This window comes from Sporosarcina sp. AD_1, assembly GCF_057373025.1.
In genome coordinates, this window is sequence record NZ_JBPVIR010000011.1 from 49,859 (window position 1) to 71,937 (window position 22,079).

24 protein-coding genes are annotated in these 22,079 nt (G+C 43.8%); 16 read left to right on the top strand and 8 right to left on the bottom strand.

Annotated features, from left to right (window positions below):
* Nucleotides 1–43 precede the first annotated feature (43 nt).
* Nucleotides 44–631, top strand: a complete 588-nt coding sequence (locus tag ACSW3C_RS18175; protein WP_486564280.1) for a GNAT family N-acetyltransferase — start codon at nucleotides 44–46, stop codon at nucleotides 629–631.
* Complete coding sequence (locus ACSW3C_RS18180; protein WP_486564282.1) at nucleotides 606–1,082, top strand: hypothetical protein; 477 nt, start codon at nucleotides 606–608, stop codon at nucleotides 1,080–1,082. The genes ACSW3C_RS18175 and ACSW3C_RS18180 overlap by 26 nt, the downstream gene beginning before the upstream one ends.
* A gap of 84 nt (nucleotides 1,083–1,166) precedes the next feature.
* Here ACSW3C_RS18180 and ACSW3C_RS18185 read toward each other — a convergent pair whose 3' ends face one another.
* Nucleotides 1,167–1,700, bottom strand: a complete 534-nt coding sequence (locus tag ACSW3C_RS18185; protein WP_486564284.1) for a DUF6143 family protein — start codon at nucleotides 1,698–1,700, stop codon at nucleotides 1,167–1,169.
* Nucleotides 1,701–1,848: 148 nt separating this feature from the next.
* Between ACSW3C_RS18185 and ACSW3C_RS18190 the strand changes: the two genes are divergently transcribed.
* The 4 genes from ACSW3C_RS18190 (at nucleotide 1,849) to ACSW3C_RS18205 (ending at nucleotide 5,323) form a co-directional block, all read left to right on the top strand.
* Nucleotides 1,849–2,556, top strand: coding sequence for a ZIP family metal transporter (locus tag ACSW3C_RS18190; RefSeq protein ID WP_486564286.1), 708 nt, complete (start codon nucleotides 1,849–1,851; stop codon nucleotides 2,554–2,556).
* 94 nt (nucleotides 2,557–2,650) lie between these two features.
* Nucleotides 2,651–3,313, top strand: a complete 663-nt coding sequence (locus ACSW3C_RS18195) for a peptidylprolyl isomerase (protein ID WP_486564287.1) — start codon at nucleotides 2,651–2,653, stop codon at nucleotides 3,311–3,313.
* A 206-nt stretch (nucleotides 3,314–3,519) separates the two neighbouring features.
* Complete coding sequence (locus ACSW3C_RS18200) at nucleotides 3,520–4,032, top strand: RNA polymerase sigma factor (protein WP_486564371.1); 513 nt, start codon at nucleotides 3,520–3,522, stop codon at nucleotides 4,030–4,032.
* Between the two features lie 13 nt (nucleotides 4,033–4,045).
* Nucleotides 4,046–5,323 (top strand): DUF4179 domain-containing protein, encoded by a 1,278-nt coding sequence (locus ACSW3C_RS18205; protein ID WP_486564289.1) that lies wholly within the window; start codon nucleotides 4,046–4,048, stop codon nucleotides 5,321–5,323.
* 22 nt (nucleotides 5,324–5,345) lie between these two features.
* Here the strand turns inward: ACSW3C_RS18205 and ACSW3C_RS18210 are convergent, their stop codons facing one another.
* From ACSW3C_RS18210 to ACSW3C_RS18230, 5 genes are all read right to left on the bottom strand, one after another.
* Nucleotides 5,346–6,389 carry an AI-2E family transporter gene (locus ACSW3C_RS18210; protein ID WP_486564291.1) on the bottom strand — a complete coding sequence of 348 codons (1,044 nt, stop codon included), beginning with the start codon at nucleotides 6,387–6,389 and terminating at the stop codon, nucleotides 5,346–5,348.
* A 372-nt stretch (nucleotides 6,390–6,761) separates the two neighbouring features.
* The gene (locus ACSW3C_RS18215) at nucleotides 6,762–7,985 is read right to left on the bottom strand and encodes a M20 metallopeptidase family protein (RefSeq protein ID WP_486564293.1); all 1,224 of its coding nucleotides are present in this window, start codon (nucleotides 7,983–7,985) and stop codon (nucleotides 6,762–6,764) included.
* 72 nt (nucleotides 7,986–8,057) lie between these two features.
* Complete coding sequence (locus ACSW3C_RS18220; protein WP_486564295.1) at nucleotides 8,058–9,470, bottom strand: YfcC family protein; 1,413 nt, start codon at nucleotides 9,468–9,470, stop codon at nucleotides 8,058–8,060.
* A gap of 33 nt (nucleotides 9,471–9,503) precedes the next feature.
* Complete coding sequence (locus ACSW3C_RS18225; protein WP_486564297.1) at nucleotides 9,504–10,622, bottom strand: M20 metallopeptidase family protein; 1,119 nt, start codon at nucleotides 10,620–10,622, stop codon at nucleotides 9,504–9,506.
* 234 nt (nucleotides 10,623–10,856) lie between these two features.
* Nucleotides 10,857–11,504 (bottom strand): GntR family transcriptional regulator, encoded by a 648-nt coding sequence (locus ACSW3C_RS18230; protein WP_486564299.1) that lies wholly within the window; start codon nucleotides 11,502–11,504, stop codon nucleotides 10,857–10,859.
* Between the two features lie 329 nt (nucleotides 11,505–11,833).
* Here ACSW3C_RS18230 and ACSW3C_RS18235 point away from each other — a divergent pair, with 329 nt between their 5' ends.
* The 10 genes from ACSW3C_RS18235 (at nucleotide 11,834) to ACSW3C_RS18280 (ending at nucleotide 20,276) form a co-directional block, all read left to right on the top strand.
* A complete protein-coding gene (locus ACSW3C_RS18235) occupies nucleotides 11,834–12,541 on the top strand; it encodes a hypothetical protein (RefSeq protein ID WP_486564301.1) in 708 nt (235 codons plus the stop codon).
* A gap of 92 nt (nucleotides 12,542–12,633) precedes the next feature.
* Entirely contained in the window at nucleotides 12,634–12,981 is a 348-nt protein-coding gene (locus tag ACSW3C_RS18240; RefSeq protein WP_486564303.1) for a short-chain dehydrogenase, read from the top strand.
* A 31-nt stretch (nucleotides 12,982–13,012) separates the two neighbouring features.
* Nucleotides 13,013–13,411, top strand: a complete 399-nt coding sequence (locus ACSW3C_RS18245) for a VOC family protein (RefSeq protein ID WP_486564305.1) — start codon at nucleotides 13,013–13,015, stop codon at nucleotides 13,409–13,411.
* Nucleotides 13,412–13,882: 471 nt separating this feature from the next.
* Nucleotides 13,883–14,197: a hypothetical protein gene (locus ACSW3C_RS18250; protein WP_486564307.1), complete on the top strand. Its 315-nt coding sequence runs from the start codon at nucleotides 13,883–13,885 to the stop codon at nucleotides 14,195–14,197.
* A gap of 12 nt (nucleotides 14,198–14,209) precedes the next feature.
* A complete protein-coding gene (locus tag ACSW3C_RS18255; protein WP_486564309.1) occupies nucleotides 14,210–14,602 on the top strand; it encodes a helix-turn-helix domain-containing protein in 393 nt (130 codons plus the stop codon).
* Between the two features lie 122 nt (nucleotides 14,603–14,724).
* Nucleotides 14,725–15,915, top strand: a complete 1,191-nt coding sequence (locus ACSW3C_RS18260; RefSeq protein WP_486564310.1) for a DUF4317 domain-containing protein — start codon at nucleotides 14,725–14,727, stop codon at nucleotides 15,913–15,915.
* Between the two features lie 400 nt (nucleotides 15,916–16,315).
* Nucleotides 16,316–16,750: a MarR family winged helix-turn-helix transcriptional regulator gene (locus ACSW3C_RS18265; RefSeq protein ID WP_486564312.1), complete on the top strand. Its 435-nt coding sequence runs from the start codon at nucleotides 16,316–16,318 to the stop codon at nucleotides 16,748–16,750.
* A 34-nt stretch (nucleotides 16,751–16,784) separates the two neighbouring features.
* Complete coding sequence (locus tag ACSW3C_RS18270; RefSeq protein WP_486564313.1) at nucleotides 16,785–17,594, top strand: SDR family NAD(P)-dependent oxidoreductase; 810 nt, start codon at nucleotides 16,785–16,787, stop codon at nucleotides 17,592–17,594.
* Between the two features lie 68 nt (nucleotides 17,595–17,662).
* On the top strand, nucleotides 17,663–18,412 hold the full coding sequence (locus ACSW3C_RS18275) for an SDR family NAD(P)-dependent oxidoreductase (RefSeq protein WP_486564315.1): 750 nt from the start codon (nucleotides 17,663–17,665) through the stop codon (nucleotides 18,410–18,412).
* 274 nt (nucleotides 18,413–18,686) lie between these two features.
* Complete coding sequence (locus ACSW3C_RS18280; protein WP_486564317.1) at nucleotides 18,687–20,276, top strand: malate:quinone oxidoreductase; 1,590 nt, start codon at nucleotides 18,687–18,689, stop codon at nucleotides 20,274–20,276.
* A gap of 139 nt (nucleotides 20,277–20,415) precedes the next feature.
* Here the strand turns inward: ACSW3C_RS18280 and ACSW3C_RS18285 are convergent, their stop codons facing one another.
* Together ACSW3C_RS18285 and ACSW3C_RS18290 are read right to left on the bottom strand one after the other, a co-directional pair.
* Complete coding sequence (locus ACSW3C_RS18285; RefSeq protein WP_486564319.1) at nucleotides 20,416–21,519, bottom strand: DUF4179 domain-containing protein; 1,104 nt, start codon at nucleotides 21,517–21,519, stop codon at nucleotides 20,416–20,418.
* Nucleotides 21,516–22,070: a sigma-70 family RNA polymerase sigma factor gene (locus ACSW3C_RS18290; RefSeq protein ID WP_486564321.1), complete on the bottom strand. Its 555-nt coding sequence runs from the start codon at nucleotides 22,068–22,070 to the stop codon at nucleotides 21,516–21,518. The genes ACSW3C_RS18285 and ACSW3C_RS18290 overlap by 4 nt, the downstream gene beginning before the upstream one ends.
* Between the last annotated feature and the right edge of the window lie 9 nt (nucleotides 22,071–22,079).

Sequence of the window (22,079 nt, forward strand, 5' to 3'; positions counted from 1 at the left end):
CGTCTAGGGATGGAAACGATACATTTCATAAGGGGAAATTATTATGCCAATATCAATTCAACAAATCTTTAAAGAAAATTATCCGGCAGGAAAAAAAGTAATGTTTCGATATACCTCAGAGAAATACTATGAGGTGGTTTTCGAAGAAATAGACAAAGGGTGGACTTTCACCTTGCGGGAAGAAACCTTGGATCAGCCGTTTATGAAGAATATGGAAGAGAATCTATTTGAGGACTATAAAGAAGGCTCTGAAGTTTATTTGGCTGAAGTGAATGGGGCCGAGGCCGGGGTGATGGTCATTCAGAAAATGGACTGGAATGAAACAGTGCTCATTCACGATTTATATGTCGATGCCGCGTTCCAACAGCAGGGGGTTGGAAGGAGCTTAATGGATACAGCCAAAAACCGGGCAGTTGAATTAGGGGTTCGCTCCGTTGTATTGGAAACGCAGACCTCCAATTATCCTGCGATCCAGTTTTATTTGAAGAATGGTTTTCGCGTTGTCGGCTTCAACACGGTTTCTTATTCGAATGAGGATGTTGCTAAAAAAGAAGTGCGTCTAGAAATGGCGTATCAAGTGAATTCATATGAGGAGACCAACCACTATGTTTACTTTCTTCGGGAGAAATAAATTAGTAAAAGATGATTTGAAACAAATGGCGAAGTTAATGTTCCAGGATGTTTCAGAAGATGCTTGGGATCAAGAGAATCTGACGAAAAGAAACCTGGACTATACGGTTGAGAGCGTTCGAATCATTGATATGTACGAAGAAAGATTATTGGGAACGGATCTTTTACACAGGCACTTTGATAATTTTGTCGTTCGTATTGGTGCGTATGTGGGTGAAGTGATTCGAACGAATAGTCATCGGGATTTTGACTGGTATGAATTTCAGTCAGTATACACATATTCTTCTGTCCTTCATGGACTGGATCAATGTAAAGAGCCGTACACCCTCTTGTATTCCAAAAAGGAGGATGCAGCCATATTGCCATTATGGGAAGCGGCACAGCGGCTGAAAGGGACCTCGATGTATCCGGATTTACTTACGTATGTAGAAAAGATGGTAAGCACAAGCTAATAGTTTTTCTGTACACGACAAAAAAGTTCCCTCAAGCGATTGCACTTGAGGGAGTAATCGATCTGCAGCGAACTCTGGATTCGGTCAGTACCTTGTACAAACTCTCTTCTCAAACCAGCCATACGCCACTTCTGCGTCAATCAACTCGTTAGTCGGGGAGACCAAGAAAATGACGAAGGATCCCCCTGCTGGGAAGATGTATTTTCCATCTTCATCAGCCGATAATGTGCTTTGGGGCGGAACGATCCGTTTGAATGCGTTGACGCCTCTCTTCGGCAAGCCTGCCATTTCTCCAAATGCAAGCCGGACTTTTGGGGTAGGAAGTGGATGGATCGCTGTATTGGCTGGGGTTACCTTTTTGGAATTCATCCGGTTGGGCAATGGGCCAGGATTGAACCAAATGAGTGCCTCGATCGGCTGGTCGGAATGGTTCGTGATGGTGAAGGCATTGACAAATAGGTCCACATCGGAATCGGACGGATTAAGTAGGCCGCCCCATGCGTTTTTCCCTTCTCCCAAACGGATTGTTTCAGTTTGTCCAACAAAATAGCGTCCCTTTAATGATTGATATAAGGGATTCGGGATGCTGACCACTTTCGGAAAATCTTGTTTTGACATCATATCACTCCTTTTTTATCAGAGTATGCAGGGCAGCAAGGAGTGCTTGGACAATTAGTTAGGCCTGCCGTTTTCGAATAAATTTCTTCGAATAATTGCTCGTCCTGTCCCATATAACCTTAGAAACAAATCAATGAAGGATGGTGGCTTGGGGCATATTTGGGTAGTCGGGTTCATGTCGACTTGTTTGGGAATCGGTTTAGGCGGCGGGCTTGCATCTTTCATTCACCGCTTCAAGCGTAGTATTGGTACGGTATACGCGGTTTGTACGGGCCTGCTTCTTGGATTGGTCAGCATCGAGATTGTGCCCGAAGCGATAGAACTGGGAAATTGGACTATCTTTGCAGGGGGATTTGGTTTCGGTGTGCTTCTATTCTTTTGGATGCATCGTTGCCTTCCGAGCCATTCTCGAAAGGATCATGGCAGGAACACCGGAATCTTTCTTGCGTTGGTCATTTCCCTGCATAATTTTCCGATGGGGATCGTTCTGGGGACGAGCGAACATACGGATGTTGGCGTTGCTCTGTGGCAAGCGATGCTGTTGCATAATATTCCAGAAGGCATGGTTTTATTTACCCCGCTGTGCATCGCCGGTCTCCGCTTCTTTTCACTATTCATACTCTCCGTATTAATTGCCTTGCCAGTCGCCGCCGGGGCATATATCGGCCAGCTGATCGGTGCGCAACACCATATGGTTTGGGCGTTTCTCATCAGCTTGACTGTCGGCACGATTTATATGATTACGATGAAAGAGATTCTGCCTGAAGCTATTCGGCGATCCTCTCCTAAGTATACGGTTGTCGTTGCTTGCATTGCATTTGGACTAATGGCTTGCTATCTATCTTTATTGGAATGAAATGAAAGACATTTACCTCTGGCTGTTGTGTTCATCCTCGAACTTTTTGTACTATTAGAGTAGAAGGTGAATACATAGAGGAGTGGGAATGAATATGAGAACTTGTACAAAAGCATGTAGTTTGTTTCTTAGTTTGTTGGCAATCGTATTTGTGTTGACAGGCTGTGGCACAGCCAAGGAAAAGGAAGATACGACCAAGGACGCAAGTGAGGCAAAAGATTATCCGGCAGATGTGAAAGAAAATCCGATTGTAACCATTACGATGAGCAACGACGAAAAGATTGTGATTGAACTGGAGCCTGCAGTTGCTCCGAATACGGTAGCCAATTTTATTTCATTAATTAATGACGGCTTTTACGACGGTCTTATATTTCATCGTGTCATTCCTGGGTTTATGATTCAAGGAGGAGACCCTGCCGGAAACGGATCAGGCGGGCCCGACTATTCAATTGCTGGCGAGTTCACGAACAATGGATTTGAGAATAATTTGAAGCACGAACGAGGCGTCATCTCGATGGCACGGACGATGGAACCGGATACGGCTGGTTCCCAATTCTTTATCATGGTGGAAGACACACCAAGCCTGGATGGAGAGTATGCTTCGTTCGGAAAAGTGTTGGAGGGCATGGAAACTGTAGATGCGATCGTTGCTGCAGAGCGTGATGCAAACAATAAGCCGCTCGAAGACCAAAAAATAAAGACCATCACAGTGGATACGAAGGGCTATGATTATCCAGCACCTGACGTGCTAAAATAATCGAGCGTAAGCATCTGCTCATAATAATTAGTCCGAATAAAACACAGGCAAGCGGAAAAACAACTCCGTTTGCCTTTTTTATTAATAGTCCGTAAGTGTCTTCACCGGAAAAAAATTAAAAAATGTTTCGCGTGGAACAAAAACTTTTTTGAGGTAGAGGGGTCTAATGTATAAGTGGAGCAGTCGGGGGTGGGAAGTTGACGGAGATGGAACTTGCGAAGCAAGCGATAAGAGGAGACGATGAGGCTTTTTTGCAGTTGATGTTTTTGCATCAGGAAGCGCTTTTCCGGACGGCGCTCGCTTATTTGAAGAGTGAGGAAGAAGCACTGGAAGCCGTCCAGGAAGTGACGTTTCGTGCCTATGAGAAAATCAGTACATTGCGCATGCCGGAATATGCGAAGACGTGGCTCATACGGATTATGATGAATTACTGCCATGATGTCCTCCAGAAGAAGAAACGCTTTGTGTCCGATGAGGATGTCTTACAAGGTAAAGGAATCAGTGATGATTTCACCTATCTGGAAGTGGAGGAAGCGTTGAGCCATTTGTCCGAAAAAGATCGTCAATTGGTCCATATGAAGTATTTGCATGATATTAAAATCAAAGATATAGCGGATATGACAATGACGCCAGAAGGTACCGTAAAAACGAGATTGTATAAGGCGATAAAATCGCTGCGGGCATTTTTCGAAGAGAGGGGAGAGGGACGCCGTGCATGAGGATGAAAAGAACTTGGAAAAGTGGAAGGAAGCCATTGAGAAACAAGAGATTCCGAAGGCTCCGCTTGAAAATGCCATCTTGAAAGGATTTCAGCGGGCGAAAGAGAAACGAGCGACACGAAAGGTTCGGAAACGGGGGCTATGGACCATTGTGGCGGCAGCTGTCTTGATGCTGACATTCATCACTTCCATACGCGTCTCCCCGGTATTTGCGAATGCCATCGCTTCAATTCCCGGTATGTCTGCGATTGTCGATATGATTCAAGACAATAAAGGCTTGCAGATGGCAATTGAAAATGAACATTATCAGGCCATAGGCGCGAGCGGGGAATCTAAAAGTTTTAAAGTGACACTTGAAGGACTAATAACGGATGAAAATGGTTTGATAATATTTTCATCCGCCACACAGAAAAGTTCAAATCAAATACAAATCAGCAGTATTCAAGTATTAAATCAAAATGGTGTGCCAATTGCTAAAAATGGCTCTTACAGCTTCAATTATCCGGAATCAACTCATACAGCAGAACTCGAATTTGAAACAAAGATACCAACTGAAGAACTACTAATTGAATATACTTTTTCTAAGAATGAAGAAGAGAGCGAAACCATACAAATCCCTTTTCGAATCGAGTTAAAACCCATCAAGAAAGAACAGTACGTGATCAACGAGACAGTTGAAGTGCAAGGACAGAAAATCCATATTCGGTCCATTTCCATTGGGTCGCTCAAAACGGCGATAGAAGTGGAGTATGATGCCGAGAATACAATGAAAATCTTTGGCTTTGAAGATTTGCGCCTGGAGGATGAGAAGGGGGAAGTCTGGACTTCCATTCAAAATGGAGTAACTGCAAGAGGCTCGGATAATCCCAATGTAACTACTTATTACTTGCAAAGTAACTATTTTAGACAAACCGACCATCTGACCTTGAAGTTTAACAAGCTGATGGCGATGGATCGGGAGGATGCTTTTATTATCATTGATACGGATAAAAAGCAGATTATCCGCCAGCCGAAGGACAAAAGATTCAGCAATATGACAGTTCATGGAGGAGGCTATATAGAATTTGAATTAAAAGGGGAACAGGGGTATCACCACGATCCGTTCTCCACGATTATTGATGCCAAAGGAAAAGAACTTCACACGATGTCTGGTTATTTTTCTAAAAAAGAAGATGATTGGATTAGCATAGGATTTGATTTGCCCGACGAAGCTTATACAAATCCACTTAAGCTTCCATTAGCCGGGTATCCTTCTTACATTTCTGGCAATGTGAGTGTTGAAATCAAATAATGAAAAAAAGACAAGAAGGACATCATACATCCATCTTGTCTTTTGCTATTTCATTTACTTGCTTAGGTTCCTTGTTTGTCACATCCAGTATGTCAAGCAGGAAGACGAAAACAGGGATTCCGATGATCAGTCCCCACACGCCGAAGAAGTTTTGGGAAAAAATGAGCACGACGAATGTGTAGAAGACAGGCAGATCGGTTTTGGACGACATGAGCTTCGGATTCAAAATGTACGCTTCAATTGCATGGATGACCATAACGGCGATGAACAAATAAATGACTGTCAGGACGCCGCCGATTGTAAAGCCGATAATCGTCAAAGGAATTAAGGAAATGATGACTCCGGCGACGGGGATGAGCCCGAGGAAGAAAATCATGATCGCTAATCCGACGATTTGCGGGTAACCGAGAACCGTCAAAATAATGACGGACAAAAATGTATTGACGAGCGCAATGATGAACTGTGCTTCGATCACTTTTCCAAATGTCCGGGAAAACTTTTTCCCAAAGAATTCAATTTCATAATAGAAGGGTGCGATTTTGCTATGCTTAAATTTATTTGTAAACTCGATTAGACGCGGTTTTTCCAGCAGGAAGAACAAGCTTAAGAGCAATGCAATCATCACTTGAACACTGATTTTACTTATATCGGAGAAATACTTCACGACAAATGAAAACCCATTGGCGATATACGAATTGATCTTATCAATTGAAATAAAGGCTTCCAGATTACTGAGCAGCGGATGCCCTTGTGCGTGCGTAAAGAAAAACGTAATTTGGGTGACCAACTGACTAATTTCAAACGAAATGAGAGGAAAATATTTTAATATGGCCACGGTCAGAAGGCCGACGATGAATGTATAAATTAGAATGACAATCAGTTTATGATTCAGTCGGACACGGGCGGCCGTAAATTCGACGAGCCGGTTCAATAGAAATGTGAAAATGAAAGTCAGCAAAATGAGATTCATCATACTCCGAACACTGTAGAGCAGTATGATGATCATAATGAAAATGACGAAGCGCTTTACTTCTTTTTTTCGGAAAAGCTCAATGATCGTATCCATAGTTATGTATATCCCTCGTATCTCATAGTAATTTTCCACCTATGACACTGTTAGGTTCGTATCGTGGCGCATCCATTATAACGCCTCTCCTATCGTACTTTCATTTTACACCTATAAGTTACTAGCTATACAAACAAACGATCATTTGCCGGAGCCTTCTCCGTATAGGAATCAATTGATTTTCGATGACATAGTCACGTATATGCTGACGCTGCTCCTAGTGTATTGGTTTCTAGCTTTATTATAAGATATATCGACTTGCAGAGGAAATATGCCCCCTTGGAACCGGAAAAAGATTAAAACGGAACCCGATTCCCTGGTTAGCTTCATGCAAAAGGAATTGAGTTCCGCTCTCATTTTCACTTGTAAGGCTTATTTATGTTGCCCAGCTAACCAGCCTAATGCCACACTCGCATGCAAAGCCGCACCGTATTTAAAGATATCCTCGTTTTGCTTCATCCGAGGGTTATGAACCGGCGCTTCGCCTTCTTTGCCTGTCCCTAAGATAACAAATGCGGAAGGGACCGCTTGGGAGATGTACGAGAAATCTTCAGAGCCACTGAGAACCCCTAGATCCACCAGGTTTTCTGTTCCTACCACTTGCTCCAGGAACGGAGTGATAGCGTCCACGAATTCGGGGTCATTGTACGTCGTCGGCGTATGGAATTCCGTCGTGCTGTATTCACCGCGCCATGCTTTGACGACATGGTCGATCATTTCCGGAATGCGTACACAGAGGTGATCACGCGTCTTCTGATCATAGCTCCGCATATTGCCGCTAAGCACTGCCTTGTCCGGAATGACATTCGTCACAGTGCCGCCGCTCATGAAACCGACGGAGAACGTCACGCTGTGGCTCGGATCGGCTTCACGGGTCATCAATAAATTCAAGCTTGTATAAAGCTGGTTCATGATCATATTCGCATCAATCGTCTTATGCGGCTGCGAGCTGTGTCCGCCGTATCCTTGGATATCGACAATATACGTATCCATTGCTTGTGATAATGTTCCTTTGGTAACCGACAGTGTGCCGGCTTCCTGATCGGGCATGATGTGAATGCCGAATGCCGCATCCACTTTTGGATTTTCCAATGCACCGTCATCGATCATTAATTTCGAACCGTAGCCCCATTCTTCACCGGGCTGGAAGAATAATTTGACCGTTCCTTGCAGTTCAGCCTCATGGTTTTTCAGCAGCTGAGCCGCTCCGAGCAACATGGCAACGTGGGAGTCGTGACCGCAGGCATGCATCCGGCCATCCACTGCGGATTTAAATTCTGACTCCACTTCCTCATGGATTGGCAAAGCATCCATATCCGCACGGAGAAGAATGCAAGGGGAGCCTTGTCCAATCGTTGCGACGACACCTGTGCATTGTTCCTGATCCGCAAATCCAGCTCTGGCATATTTCTTTCGTACTTCAGGCGGCACTTTCCCGCACTGCTTATAGGCGATGCCCATTTCTTCAAGCCGTTGCTGGATATATTTTTGGGTATTCGGCAAATCAAATCCGATCTCAGGATGCTGATGCAAATAGCGGCGATCCTGAATGATTTGTTCTTCGTATGCCTTCGATTCTTCAAATAGATTGATCATGTCGACATCCCCTTATTTTTAGCTAATTCAATGAGCTAGTGATAGTAATTCGTTTGATTGGAGCCGCAAACGTTACGCTGGCCCGAGTCCGATATAATTCGCAATGATGATTAAAATAAACGCAGCGAAATGCAGCAATAGGAAGAGCTTCAATGAAAACTTCACCCAATCGGCGTAATTAACATTGGACATGCCGAGCGCTGCCATCAATCCGCCTGACGTCGGCCATAAGTAGTTCGTGAACCCGTCTCCGAATTGATACACAACGACCATTACTTGCTGATTGATGCCAAGGATTTTCCCTAGTGGCCCCATGATCGGCATTAAAATCATCGCCTTGCCGCTGCCCGATACGACAAAGAAATTGAAGAAGATAACGACGATGAAAAGGACGAGCAAGGTAATGATAGATCCTGTATTGCTTAGTAATCCTGACAAAGAATGGACGGCCGTGTCGATGATCTGTGCCTGATCCATCAAAATCATGACAGAGCGGGCAAACCCGATCGCGAGTCCTGTTGGAAGGAGCCTTGCCGCACCTGTTCCGAATGTTTCAGCCGCTTCACTCGGATTCAAACGCAAGATGATGACGAGGAAAACCGCATAGATGGCATAGACAGCAGACAGTTCCGGCATGCCCCAGCCAAGCTTGATGGCGCCAAATGCACTGCCGACAAGCACAGCGACCAATCCGAGCAAAGCAAGCTTTCTGGACCAAGTGAACTCTTCTTCTTCATACTCGGCTGTTTTCGTATTCTCCAATTGTGCTTTATATTCCTCAAAAACAATACTCTTCGTAGGATCTGCTTTGGTTTTATTCGCATAGCGCAAAATGTAAATGACTGAGATAGCTAGGAAAACGATCAATGAAATGATTCGGAAACCGAGACCCGAGTAGATCGGTAAGCCGACAATGGATTGGCTGACGCCCGTCGTATAGAAATTGACGACACCTGCTGTGAACCCGATGGCAAGACCAATAGTGGAGGTAGCGAATGCAGTGATTCGGTCATACCCCATTCCCATGACAACAGCCATCGCTAGTGGGATGAACGGAATGCCGCCTTCACCAAATCCAATTGTCCCCATAATGGTAAACAGCGTGAGTAAGGCAAAGATGATCAGCTTTTCTTTTCCGCCGGCAATGCGCAGTAATTTATGGATTCCGGCGGCAATCGCTCCGGATTTTTCAAGGATGTAAAGCGCGCCGCTCGCAAATAGCAGCATGACGATAATGTCAGCGGACTGGACGACCCCTTTATGCAAGGCGGCGAAAAAGTCCATGAAGCCGATCGGTTTTTCTGTATCGACATAGTTGAACACTTCTGTATTCAATTTCGTGATCCCTGTTTCAGGATCGACCACACGTTCATATTGGCCGCTTGGCACCATCCAAGAGAGAGCCACTACTAACAATATAACGAGTAGAAACATAATATAAACGTGCGGGAAATTGATCCCCTTTGGTTTGTCTTTCTTTGACATGTCATTTCCTCCCGATTCCTCTGTCTATATAATTTAGATTCCGACTAATCCTTTAAATAGTTCTACGCCCGTTTCAATCAGTTCATCTCTGAAGTCATATTCATGCGTATGGACATGTGGATAGTCCTCACCGTTGCCAATAAAGCAATAAGCACCTTTCGTCAACTTCGTAAAGTGGCCATAGTCTTCGGAACCGCGGAACGCTTCCTCCAACTCAAGTAATGCCATTCCTTTATCCGTTGCCGCTTGACGCATTTTGTCTGCGCTTTCTTTATGGTTTGCTGTTTCTGGGAACTCATCGTTATACGAGAAGCTGACCCGCAAGCCGTACTGCTCCGCTTGCTCCTTCGCAAACGTTTCCAAGTTCTCTTGGAGTCGATCCAATTCTTCCTCGTACAGCGCACGAATTGTCATGCGAAGATCGCCTTTCGAAGCCGCGATGCCGAATGCCTTCTCGCCAACATCAATTTGAACAATCGTGCAAAGGACAAGGCCTTTGTTTTTATCTTCAGCAATGAAATTCGGAATTTCATTCACAATTGCTGCAATGGCGAAGGATGGATTGATCCCTGTTTCAGGCTGGCTGGCATGGGCCGGTGTGCCCTCCATATGGATCGTCATGCCTTTGGATGCGCAAAATTGAGTGCCGTCCTTCAGAGCGACTGTTTTGTAAGGCAGGCCGCTCATATTGTGATAGGCGAAAATCTCATCAATTTGGTGATCCTTGATCAGGTCAACGCATTGAATTGCTCCGTCACCTGTTTCTTCCGCAGGCTGGAAAAGAAAGTAGATGTTTTTATCCGCGCCTAATTGATCGACTTCGAGCGCAAACCCTGCAAGTGTCGCAGAGTGGCCGTCATGACCGCACTTATGCGCTTTGCCCGGGAACTTGGATGCCCAAGGCACATCAATTACTTCATCCATTGGCAGGGCATCAAAATCAGCACGGAACGCAATATTCGGTTTATCTTCTCCCGCACGATAGATGGCATAAAACCAAGTACCTTTATCAATAATTTCAAGATTGGATGTATGCGTTTGCAAAAAATCTATTAAATGCTGCTTTGTCCAGACTTCTTCGTTAGACAGCTCAGGATGTTGGTGTAGTTCATGTCTTAGGTTAACGGCTAATTCATAATTTTGACTATTCAATTTATAATATCCCCTATGATCATTTATATTTCACAAGAGAAAAACTCCCTTGAGATGTATATTGTATATTGTACATTATATTTCTTGATTTTCAATAAAAAAATCGTTTCTGAAAAATGGTTTTTATTAGTTGATGAAAGATGAAATAGGGCCAGGTTTCGATACGTGGCAATAGGAATAGAAAAGCAAGCATCCAAGTGGCTTGGAGCTTGCTAGTAAGGGGTTTATTACATATTACAACGGGATGATTTCAGCTTTATCGACATTCCAATGGACTTCTTTCATGAACTGTTCCAATTCGGCTGTTTTACCTGCTCTGAACAGTTCGATCATTTTTCTATGCTCATTATTCGTCTCCGCGAGCCGTTGCTTCGTAAACTCTGGTTCTCCTAACCCATCCATATTTTTTAGAAATTTTCGCTCGAGCTGAAGCAGCAAGTTGACTAAACTTCGATTTGGGCAAAGTGATAAATATACATGATGGAACGCTTCCTGCATTTTTTGGTACATCGCGAAATTCTCCGTATTGATGGCCAAATCGATGCTTTGAATATAGAACTCCATCTCCTTATAATGCTTCTCGGTGAGAAAGGGGGCTGCCAAGGAACAAGCCAAGCCATCCAAGGCGCCAATGATAAAAAAAGTTTCCTTCGCTTCTTCCTTCGTCAGTTTCTTAATAATAAATCCTTTCCTCGGGACATTCTCCAGCAAACCGTCCGCTGAAAGCTGGATCAAAGCCTCGCGTACCGGCGTTCTGCTCACTTTTAGACTCTCACTGATGGCACTTTCATTCACCTTGCTTCCGGCGATCAGTTCACCGTTATTGATCTGTTCGACAATATAGTTGTAGACATGGTCCGTTAATAACAAGTATTTATTCATCTCAGGCAACCTCCAACTTCCATATGAGTGTAAAAATAGTTAGTATGTACAAGTTCAAGATGTCATTAGAAATCGTCTTGCCCAAAAGACGAATTTGGGTAGTTTGACAAATTTTTGAGCGATACGCTGTTTATTACAATGTACTATAGTTATAAAAAGAATAAAACAATAAACAAATGATATGTGGCTTGAAACCTAGAGGAATCTTTGATGCTTCAGGGTAATGGCCAAAATGAATTCTTGACTTATGTAGATGTAGGCTTAGATAAATGGCACAGTTCGAAAAGATCCTTCATACGATAAGGAGATGAATGCGAAGGAGGATCAGCGTGCAACAAATGGATTATTACCAAGGGTATGATAACGCGCAACAACAAGCTTATCAGAGATCCTTACAGTTAATGGCTGAGGCAGTCCAGGGCGAACGGGAAGACCAATTATTTTATGATTATCTTATTTCCAAAGCACCGAATGCGGAGCAAAAGGATATCATTACATCGATTCGGAACGATGAAATACGGCACAATCAATTGTACCGTCAAATGTATCAGCAGCTGACGGGGCAAGAAGTACCCATGGCGTCAGAGGAGGAGTTCGTTCCGCCCGCTTCCTATATTGAAGGAATTAAAAAGGCGTTATTCGGCGAATTGAAGGCAATGGAAAAGTATCGTATTATACGGGCTGGTCTACCATATCGCGAATATCGCGATGTTGTATTTGAAATATTGACCGATGAATTAAAACATGCCACGCTGTACAATTTCCTGTATACAGAGAATAGAACAAGTTCCCCAGCAGCGGTTCAACAACCACAGACACCAGACGAATGGGTCATGTATACGAATTATTTAGTTCAAGAAGGGCTGGAGGACGTAAGAAGAGGGGTTCCGGCCACTCATATCCTACAAGAATTCATCCTCATGGGCGTTCTCGTCGGGCAGGGCTATACACCTGAAGCCGCCTATCAAACTGTTGAGGAATGGGAGCGTACAGGACAATCGAAATTGCTGCAACAAAGCAAAAATAGGATGAACTGATTTTTGATCCGGGTACAATAGGGAGTATCTTTCTTGGTACGTAAGATACTCCTACTACTTTGCCCGGCCGTCAATAGAAGAGGAGGACCCGTATGGCCTGTGTACATGAGTTCGGCATTTTCCTGGAGGAGGACAAGCAAAAAAAGTATATCGAATATAATCCAAAACGGTATCATTGCATTATGGTTGATGACGATATAATGAGTGAACTGCTTGAATCATTAGCTGGTATGAAAACGTATTTTCATTCGTACGACCGACCGGAATATGGACTTGCCTATTGTGGCATTACTTTAATTCCAGAGGAGTCATTGCCTATATTCCGTGAAGTTGTCGTGAGTTCGGATTGTTTTCATCACTCGGACGAGCTTCAGACACTTGCCGCTTTGATTGACAAGGCAATCAGCGAACGGAAAGACTTCATTCATTTCGGTATATAATGATGACAAAATAGGAAGGAGTCGAAGGACTATGGGAAAAGTACTCCCTTTTTTAATGTTCCAAGAAGGCAAGGCAGAGGAGGCGATGACGTTTTATACATCGCTTGTGAAAAATTCGGAGATCGTGCGAATTGCCCGCTACGGGGCGGAGGGGCCTGGGGATGAAGGCACGGTGATGCAGGCGGTGTTTTCTTTGAATGGACAGGAGTTCATGTGCATCGACAGCCATGTGAAACATCAGTTCACGTTCACGCCTTCTTTCTCCATCTACCTCACTTGTGACACGGAGGAAGAGATCGTCCATCTTTATGAAAATCTGCTCGAAGGCGGACAAGCACTCATGCCGCTGGACAACTACGGTTTCAGCAAAAAGTTCGGCTGGGTAAACGACCGGTTTGGTGTTTCGTGGCAGATGGATTTGTTGAATTGATTGGACGATCAGCTTGTATAATGCAGCATTCTATTACTAATAAAGCCGATCCTGATCATGGGGATGGCGTTTCATTTTTTTGCCGGGAATCAAGAGGATTTCCGGTTTTTTCATTGTGCTTCATGTAGGCACTCGTAATTGCGCCTCTTAGCCGAATTCATAGTGGATTCAGCACACGCGTGACGATCGATAGCCGCCAACGATTTGAAATCAACCCAATCAATATGGAGCCGACTTCTTTCCAGCGGAAGCATTCATCGAAAAAATGAGGTTAGTCAAAACTTATCCTCTCGTCCATTGATGCATGAAGTAAAATGGATGTACATGGCCCGGAACAAACACTTTGAAAAGAGGAGATTCCTTTACATTTCGACTATAAAGAGAGACTTGTAAACAAAATGCATTTTATGGATTGACATGGAGTTCACTCCATCTTTTACAGTGGAAGATAGAAAGATGGGAGGGATTCTATTGGCAATAGCAGTGTATGGGATCATTGGATTATACGCGGTGCTGACAGGTGTAGCGGGGGTGCAAAAGTGGAAAGTACAAGGGTTTCAAATGCGAGCAGCCTTATTTATTGCGGTATCTCTCGGGATAATCGCAACGTTATTTATTTCAAGCAAAGGGGTGGTCCTATGGATGCTGCTTGTGGCATTTGGGCTATTGCATTTACTGGCCTTGGCAGAAGGCATAGGGAATGGAAGAATTCGATACGGCCATCATCTGTTTCGGCTGCTTTTTCACTGCGTCCTCTTGTTTATGGTCTACCAATATGTAAGATAGGCAGGTGAGACAATGAAAATCGGTGAATTTGCAGCTTGTACAGGCTGCAGCAAGGATACGATTCGGTACTATGAAAAAATGGGTTTATTGCAGCCGAACATAGTAAACAAACAGCGAGATTATAATGAGGAGCATGTTGAATTGCTGGATGCGATCCGGAAATTAAAACAAGCAGGCTTTACACTCCAAGAAATCAAACTGTTATTTGAATGGTTAGGTAACTTGGAGCACGATACTCGTCTGACAGAAGAGGAGATCCAAAATCTTCAGCAGGTCAGGGCGTTATTTCAGCGAAAGCAGGAGTTCATGATCCAAAGGGAAAAAGAAATCCAGCAAATTCAACAAGTCTTGCTCCGTGCGGATCGAAAAATGGAACAGCTATTGAAAAAGAATAAGCAAGTCTAGTGGGTTGCAAGCCTGCCTTTCAGCCAATCATTGATATAATAGAGGGAGTGTCACAAGAGCAAGAATATCTTGGGATACTCCTTTTTACTATGAATTTCTTACCTATTAGGGAGTTGGATAATATGAACAAGAAAGATATTGCAGATATTCGAAAACATTTTAAGTTAGGCACGGATTTGTTGACGATCCGGGACATTTACAATGTATACATCAAACAGGAGAGCAACGAAATTTACCATGAGGCGAGCCAAGCTTTCTCCTTGCTCGATCGGGAACAGCAGGAGTTGTTTTTGACGAACTTTAAAAAAGTACTCGGCGGGAAACTGGATGAAAAGCTGTTCGAAGTGAAGTTCAAACGGGAGGAAGAGGAACGGGAAGATCATACTCAAACCATACTGTATGAAGCGCTTCAAGTCGATGACGTGGCGGATTGGAAAGAAGGGATGCTGCAAATCGCCAAGAAGATGGTGCAGGATGTCCAATATGATAAAGACATTGTCATCACCTTTATAAGAGGGAGTTACTTTAAGCCGACAAAGCGGGAGCCGGATGAGACGGAGGCCGATGTGCGGGACGAAGTATACACGACGCCTTTTATTCTGTGCAGCATGAATCAGACGGAGCAGCCGAAACGGTCTCTCGTATTTGATTTCGTCGGAAAAGAATTTAAATCAAGCTTTATGGCCGACCCGATTATCAATTTGACGTCTCCAATCGGAGGCTTTCTGTTCCCGACCTTTACGAACAACGCAGCAGACGTCAACCATATTTTGTATGCGGCAGGGAAAGCGAATAAGCCCAACTACCATTTCATCGAAACCGTGTTGGACGGCGAGGAAATCATGACAGCCCAGGAAGATAAGGCGGTCTTTGAAGAGATTGTGAAAGAAGTGATCGGGCATGAGGTAAATACGCGCACCCTTGCCAATCTGTACGATGAAATCAATCGGATGGTGGAAGTAGACGAAGAAGAGGAAGAACCCGAAAACATCCCGACATTGGACACAAGAGAGCTGGAACGCGTGTTAAAAGTGAGCGGCGTGGAAGACATCGACTCGGATAAAGTGGAACGGGCATTCCTTACCGTAATTGATGACGAATCGTACGAACTGAAAGCAACCCATATCGTACCGAAATACACATCGAAGTCTATCAAGATTGAAACAAAAGTAGCCAACATCTCCATCAGTCCACAAGATTTAAAATACGTGAAACAAGTAACAGTCGGCGGCAAGCGTTGCCTGTTGATTGAAGTGGAGGAAGATACGATTATTGATGGTTTTACCATTATACCGGAAGAGTTGTTGAAGTAAGGGCCGTTGTTTAACTGGCGTTGGTATCGTTAATCTGGCGTTCAGATTGATATTCTGGCGTTGGTATCGTTAATCTGGCGTTCGGATTGATATTCTGGCGTTGGCATCGTTAATCTGGCGTTCAGATTGATATTCTGGCGTTGAGATCATTAATCTGGCGTTCGGCCAGACTAATTGCCGTTCAACTCGATAAGCAACTGTCCTCATATTCTATAGAAGAATAATTTATTTCTCGGGAAATCCAACTGATTGGATAAAATGGAATGAGCAATCATCTATTGTTTTTATCTGTTTGTAATGGATGAAACAATTTGTTTAGTTATAAACATTTTACGAACATAATTATTGATAATGAAATATTTTAGCGATAAACTAAATATGTAAGAGAAAGGATTTACTTATGGCAATGAAGACAACTATTTTCGATCTGATCCGCCAAGCGGAGCTGCTCAATAATGAAACGATGCTTTATTTTTTAAAGAACTTCAACCGGAACATTGGGATTTCTCAAATTCTGGTTCTTGCGGAGTTACGGGAAAAAGGGCCTCAAATGCAATCCGTTCTGGCGAAGAAACTTGGTTATACGCCTGGCGGCATGACAAGCATTGCGAACAAGCTGATTCAGGAAGGATATGCAGAGCGCCAGTATGATGAGACGGATCGCCGGATTGTCCGGATTTCGATTACCGAAAAAGGGTTTGACATTTTGACTGATGCGCAAAAAGAAGGGCAAACTATGTGGCAAGGAATTTATTCCGTTCTCACGGATGAAGAGATTGAGCAAATGATTTCGATCCAAAAAAAGCTATTTGAGCACGTCATGAAGGATCAGTGAGGATAGTGAAAAACTAATAAAGGTGGTAAATGCAATGGCAAGAGTGGAAGGAAAAGTGGCCCTCGTCACAGGCGGTGCTTCAGGAATTGGATTATCCAGTGCAAAGCTTCTGGCAAAAGAAGGAGCGAAGGTCGTCATTGGTGACTTTAATATCGAGGGTGCTCAAGAAGCGGTAAAGGAAATTGAAAAGGAAGGCGGCATTGCTTCTGCTATTTTCCTCGACGCGTCTGTGGAAGAATCAATTAAAGCAGCGGTCGATTTTACGGTCGATACGTATGGCAAAATTGATGTTCTTTTTAATAATGTTGGCTTGACGAACCTTCAAAAAGACCTTGATGTCGTAAATATGGATTTAGATGAATGGGATCGCCTTATGACAGTTAACACGAAAAGCGTTTTGTTAGGAAGCCGGTATGCGATTCCGCATATGCAAAAAGTGGGTGGAGGCTCAATCATTAATACTACGTCTATGGCTGCATTTGCTTCTGATGCGATTAGATCAGCGTACGGTGCTTCTAAAGCGGCGGTTGCTCATTTGACTAAGTATATTGCAACTCAATACGGCAAGGACCGGATTCGCTGTAATGCAGTAGCGCCAGGTCTTATTCTAACGCCGGCAGCTGAGAAGAACTTGCCGAAAGAAGTGCAAGATATCTTCTTGAAATTCAATGCGCTTCCATACAACGGGGAGCCTGACGACATCGGCTATACCGTGCTGTTTTTAGCATCAGATGAATCAAAATACATTACCGGCCAAACGATTAAAGTAGAAGGCGGCCATTACATTGGAAATCCATCCATTGCCGACTTCAATACGTTCATGAGTAACATGCAATCTAAATAAGATTGTCCTCGTTTTAATTGCATGATGGAAGCAGGTTGTAGAACCATACTAACGAATGAGGTGTTCATATGAGATTGGAAGGTAAAGTTGGAATTGTTACAGGCAGCGCTTCCGGGATCGGACGCGGCATCGCGCTTGCTATGGCAAAAGAAGGCGCCCATATTGCGATCGTGGATATCAATGAGGAAAAAGGGCATAAGACGCTTGAAGAAATCTCTCAATATACGGAAGGGATGTTGTTCATACGCGATATTTCCAAGCCCGAAAACATTGAAGCGATTATCAATGAAGTAGTAGCCAAGTTTGGTAAATTGGATATTCTCGTCAACAATGCGCATGCTTCGAAACAAGCACCGTTTGTGGAGACGACAATGGACATGTTCGATCTATCCTTTAACACAGGATTCTATCCGACATTCCACTTCATGAAAGCAGCCTATCCTGAATTGAAGAAAGCAAAAGGGAAAGTGATCAACTTTGCTTCCGGCGCTGGTATTTCAGGCCAGCCGACACAAGCTTCCTATGCGGCTGCCAAAGAAGCGATTCGTGCGATTACCCGTGTAGCGGCCAACGAATGGGGCCCTGATGGCATCAATGTTAACCTAATTGCGCCAATTGCCCTCACAGAAGGGGTACAAGCTTGGAGCCAATCAGCACCTGAACTCTATGAGAAAATGGTCAACAACATTCCGCTTCGCCGGCTTGGCGATCCAGAAGGCGACATCGGCCGCACTGCTGTATTCCTAGCCAGCCATGACTCGGATTATATTACAGGACAAACGATCATGGTCGATGGCGGATCCATCAAAATCTACTGACGAATACGACTTAAAAAGGCTGAAATCATCCGGGTTTCAGCCTTTTTTTAAGTGTTACGGACTCTGCTGGTTGACGGGGGAAAAATCTTGGTTTCTTCTTCTGAATAAAATGAAAAGGCGAAGAAGCTGTTCATATTTAACTTTACCAACGATTGTGCTATACTATTATAGGTTTACACTGATACAGAAAAGGTTCATAGGTCACGTCTTGGCCTGTTGCATCATTAGGCGTGAGGACCCATGTCTTTTTCTGAAAATCTTAACATATAAGGATATGGTAAAAATGAGCAACAGAGAAACCAATAAAGACGTCATTTTAATCGGTGCAGGAATTATGAGCGCGACTTTGGGGACCTTGCTTAAAGAATTAAAGCCAGAATGGAATATCACTGTGTTCGAGAAGCTTGCAGAAGCAGGCGTAGAGAGCTCGAATGAGTGGAATAATGCCGGGACAGGACATTCGGCATTATGTGAGCTTAACTACACAGTTGAGAAATCCGATGGCTCCATGGATATTAGCAAAGCGATTAATGTAAACGAGCAATTTCAGCTTTCCAGACAGTTCTGGTCGTATCTCGTGAATCGTGAACTAATCCGCAACCCAAAAGACTTCATCATGCCGCTGCCTCATATCAGCTATGTACATGGCGAAGATAATGTAAAGTTTTTGAAGAAGCGTTTTGAAGCGCTATCCAATAATCCACTGTTCAAGGGGATGGAATTCTCTGATCAGCCGGAAACATTGGCGGAGTGGATGCCGCTTATGATGAAAGACCGGAAGATCACAGAACCGCTTGCAGCAACCAAAATCGATTCAGGGACTGACGTCAATTTTGGTTCGTTGACACGCATGTTGTTTGATCATCTGAAGGACAATCAAGTCGATATTCATTACAATCATAGCGTCACAAGCCTAAAGCGCACAGCTGACGGACGTTGGGAATTGAAAGTGAAGAACTTGAACAGCGGGGCAGTTGAACGCCACACAGCCAAGTTCGTATTTATCGGTGCTGGCGGAGGAAGCTTGCATCTCCTTCAAAAATCCGGCATTCCAGAAGGAAAACATATCGGAGGCTTCCCAGTCAGCGGTATCTTCATGGTTTGTAAAAATCCGGAGGTTGTGGAGCAGCATCACGCGAAAGTGTACGGCAAAGCGTCTGTTGGCGCACCGCCAATGTCCGTTCCGCATCTGGATACACGTTACATCGATAATAAAAAATCATTGCTGTTTGGACCGTTTGCAGGCTTCTCACCAAAATTCTTGAAGACAGGTTCTAATTTGGATTTGATCACTTCCGTGAAACCAAATAACCTCTTCACGATGTTAGCTGCAGGCGCGAAGGAAATGGCGCTTACGAAATATTTGATTCAACAATTGATGTTGTCAAAAGAACAGCGTATGGAAGAATTGCGTGAGTTCGTTCCGGACGCCAAGAGCGAAGATTGGGACCTTGTCGTTGCAGGCCAACGGGTTCAGGTCATCAAGGATACGGAAGCTGGCGGTAAGGGAACTCTTCAATTTGGTACGGAAGTTGTAAGTGCAGCAGACGGCTCTATCGCTGCATTGCTCGGTGCATCACCGGGTGCGTCGACAGCGGTTCACGTCATGTTGCAGGTCATTAAAAAATGCTTCCCGCAACACGTGAAAGAGTGGGAACCGAAGATCAAAGAAATGATCCCATCCTACGGCATCTCGCTTGTTGATCATCCAGAGCTTTTCGATGAGCTTCTCGATTCTACCGCAAAAGTTCTTGGCTTGAGCGAAGACAAGCCTGAACCGGAAATTGCAAACCCGCAAGAGGTAGAAGAACAGCTTGAAGAATTGTCGGAGCATCAAGAAGTTGAGATAATCGAAGAAAATTAATCCTTTTTAAATAAAACGCAAAGAACCTTCTCCCGGGTGGATGAAGGTTCTTTGTCATTTCGTCCTTTATTTAATTTGTCCGTAATTAGGCTTGATTGGCGGATTAAAAGGAAGGAGACAATATCCTCTTCCTTATTCCTTACTTTTCTATTGGAACTATAATCGGCTCAATTTCGTACGGTTCTTGTATCAGAGATACGTCACTGATGTCTTCATTGCCCTCTTTTTCGTAGATGTTGACAATCGGTGTTATATAGAGGGATGTCGCTCGCTCATCAAGAAGTGACATTGTGATCCTCGGCGTACTCACCAGTTTCCGATGATTGAAGTCAGAACTATGCCCAGTGCCGTGAGAGGTGATGAAGTTATATTCATTCCCTACATCGTCTGTTATTTTATAGTCAAATAATAATCCGCGCCATTCGGTATCCTGCTTTGTTACAGTTGGAATGTCGACTCTCTCTGACAGATAGAGCGTTGTAGATATCGGTGTAGAAGTCATTTTTGTAAGTGTAACATTGATCCCCTCATTTTCAGATAGTAATCCGGAACCAATATAATCTTTTGATTGAGCCTCCAATTTATTTAACTTAAACTCATAAGACCACTCTCCGGAATGGGCATTTGATACTTTATTATAGTCGAATACTTGGTCGCCTTTCCATGTCACGTGAATCTCTTCCGGTTTCGGACCTTTAATTAATTGGTAGATAAATAAACCAGCGTACTCATGTTCACTTATTTTTTTGGAAATGTACTTTGGAAAATAGCCAAATTCTTTAGTGTAATCACTGAGCTCTGCAGCATCCAAAAGTCCCTTTAGTACGGGCCGTTCCCCCAAATCTTTATCACTCACCAGACTATAGGCAATAGAGATGCTTTCGCCATCGTAGACAGCATTCTCGACAGTTATCGAAATGCCATTGCTTTCTTTTGTCACTCCTATGTCTGTTGCGTATGTCTCATATTCTTCAAATACATAGTTTTCCTCGTCAGAGAATGTATCAAAGAGATTGCCGATGATTGGCAGCTTTGCTGCAAAAGTAGGAAACGCAAAACCACATGCAACTGTCGTTGCCAAGATAAGGGCAGCGGCTGCTGAGATCAGTTTAGGGGCACGATATTTCTTTTTCTTTCGCAGCACCTTTCCTTTAATGCGGTTCTTTTCTGCCTCACTAATATCCATCGGTTTCATTTCAACATCAATCTTCAACTCGTTTAACTGGCGATACAAATTCTTCATGTCAGTACTCCTCCCATGCGAAACTGCTGCAAGCGCTTTTTACCCCGATATAAGCGATTATCAACGGAAGCCTTCGTCACGCCTAACTGTTTGGCAATTTCATCGTTTCTCATATTTAAAAAGTATTTCATCGTAAAAATATCGCGGTCCATTTGAGGCAGCTTGGCCATCATGGACAGAAGTTCTTCCGTGGAGGATTGAATTAGGAATTCATCCTCAGCGGATTTTACTTCCAGCTGCTGCTCATCAATAACGGCGGCCACAGGAGTTTTGGCAAGGGATCGCTGTTTATCAATTGCTTTGAACTTTGCAATGGTGCAAATCCATTTTCGGAAGTCTTCTGGATCGCCGTTGAATTGTTTAGCGTTTTCAAAGGCGCCCATGAACGTATCGCTGATTCCTTCTTCAATCAGATGCGGGTCGTTGTACGACTGAAGTGCATTGTAGACAATCGCTTTTACGAGCCCCGCATACTCGTCGATGACGTACTCCAATGCGTCTTCCTTGCCCCTTTTGAAACGTTTTATGAAATTTTCTTTTGTCACTCGCATGTACATTTC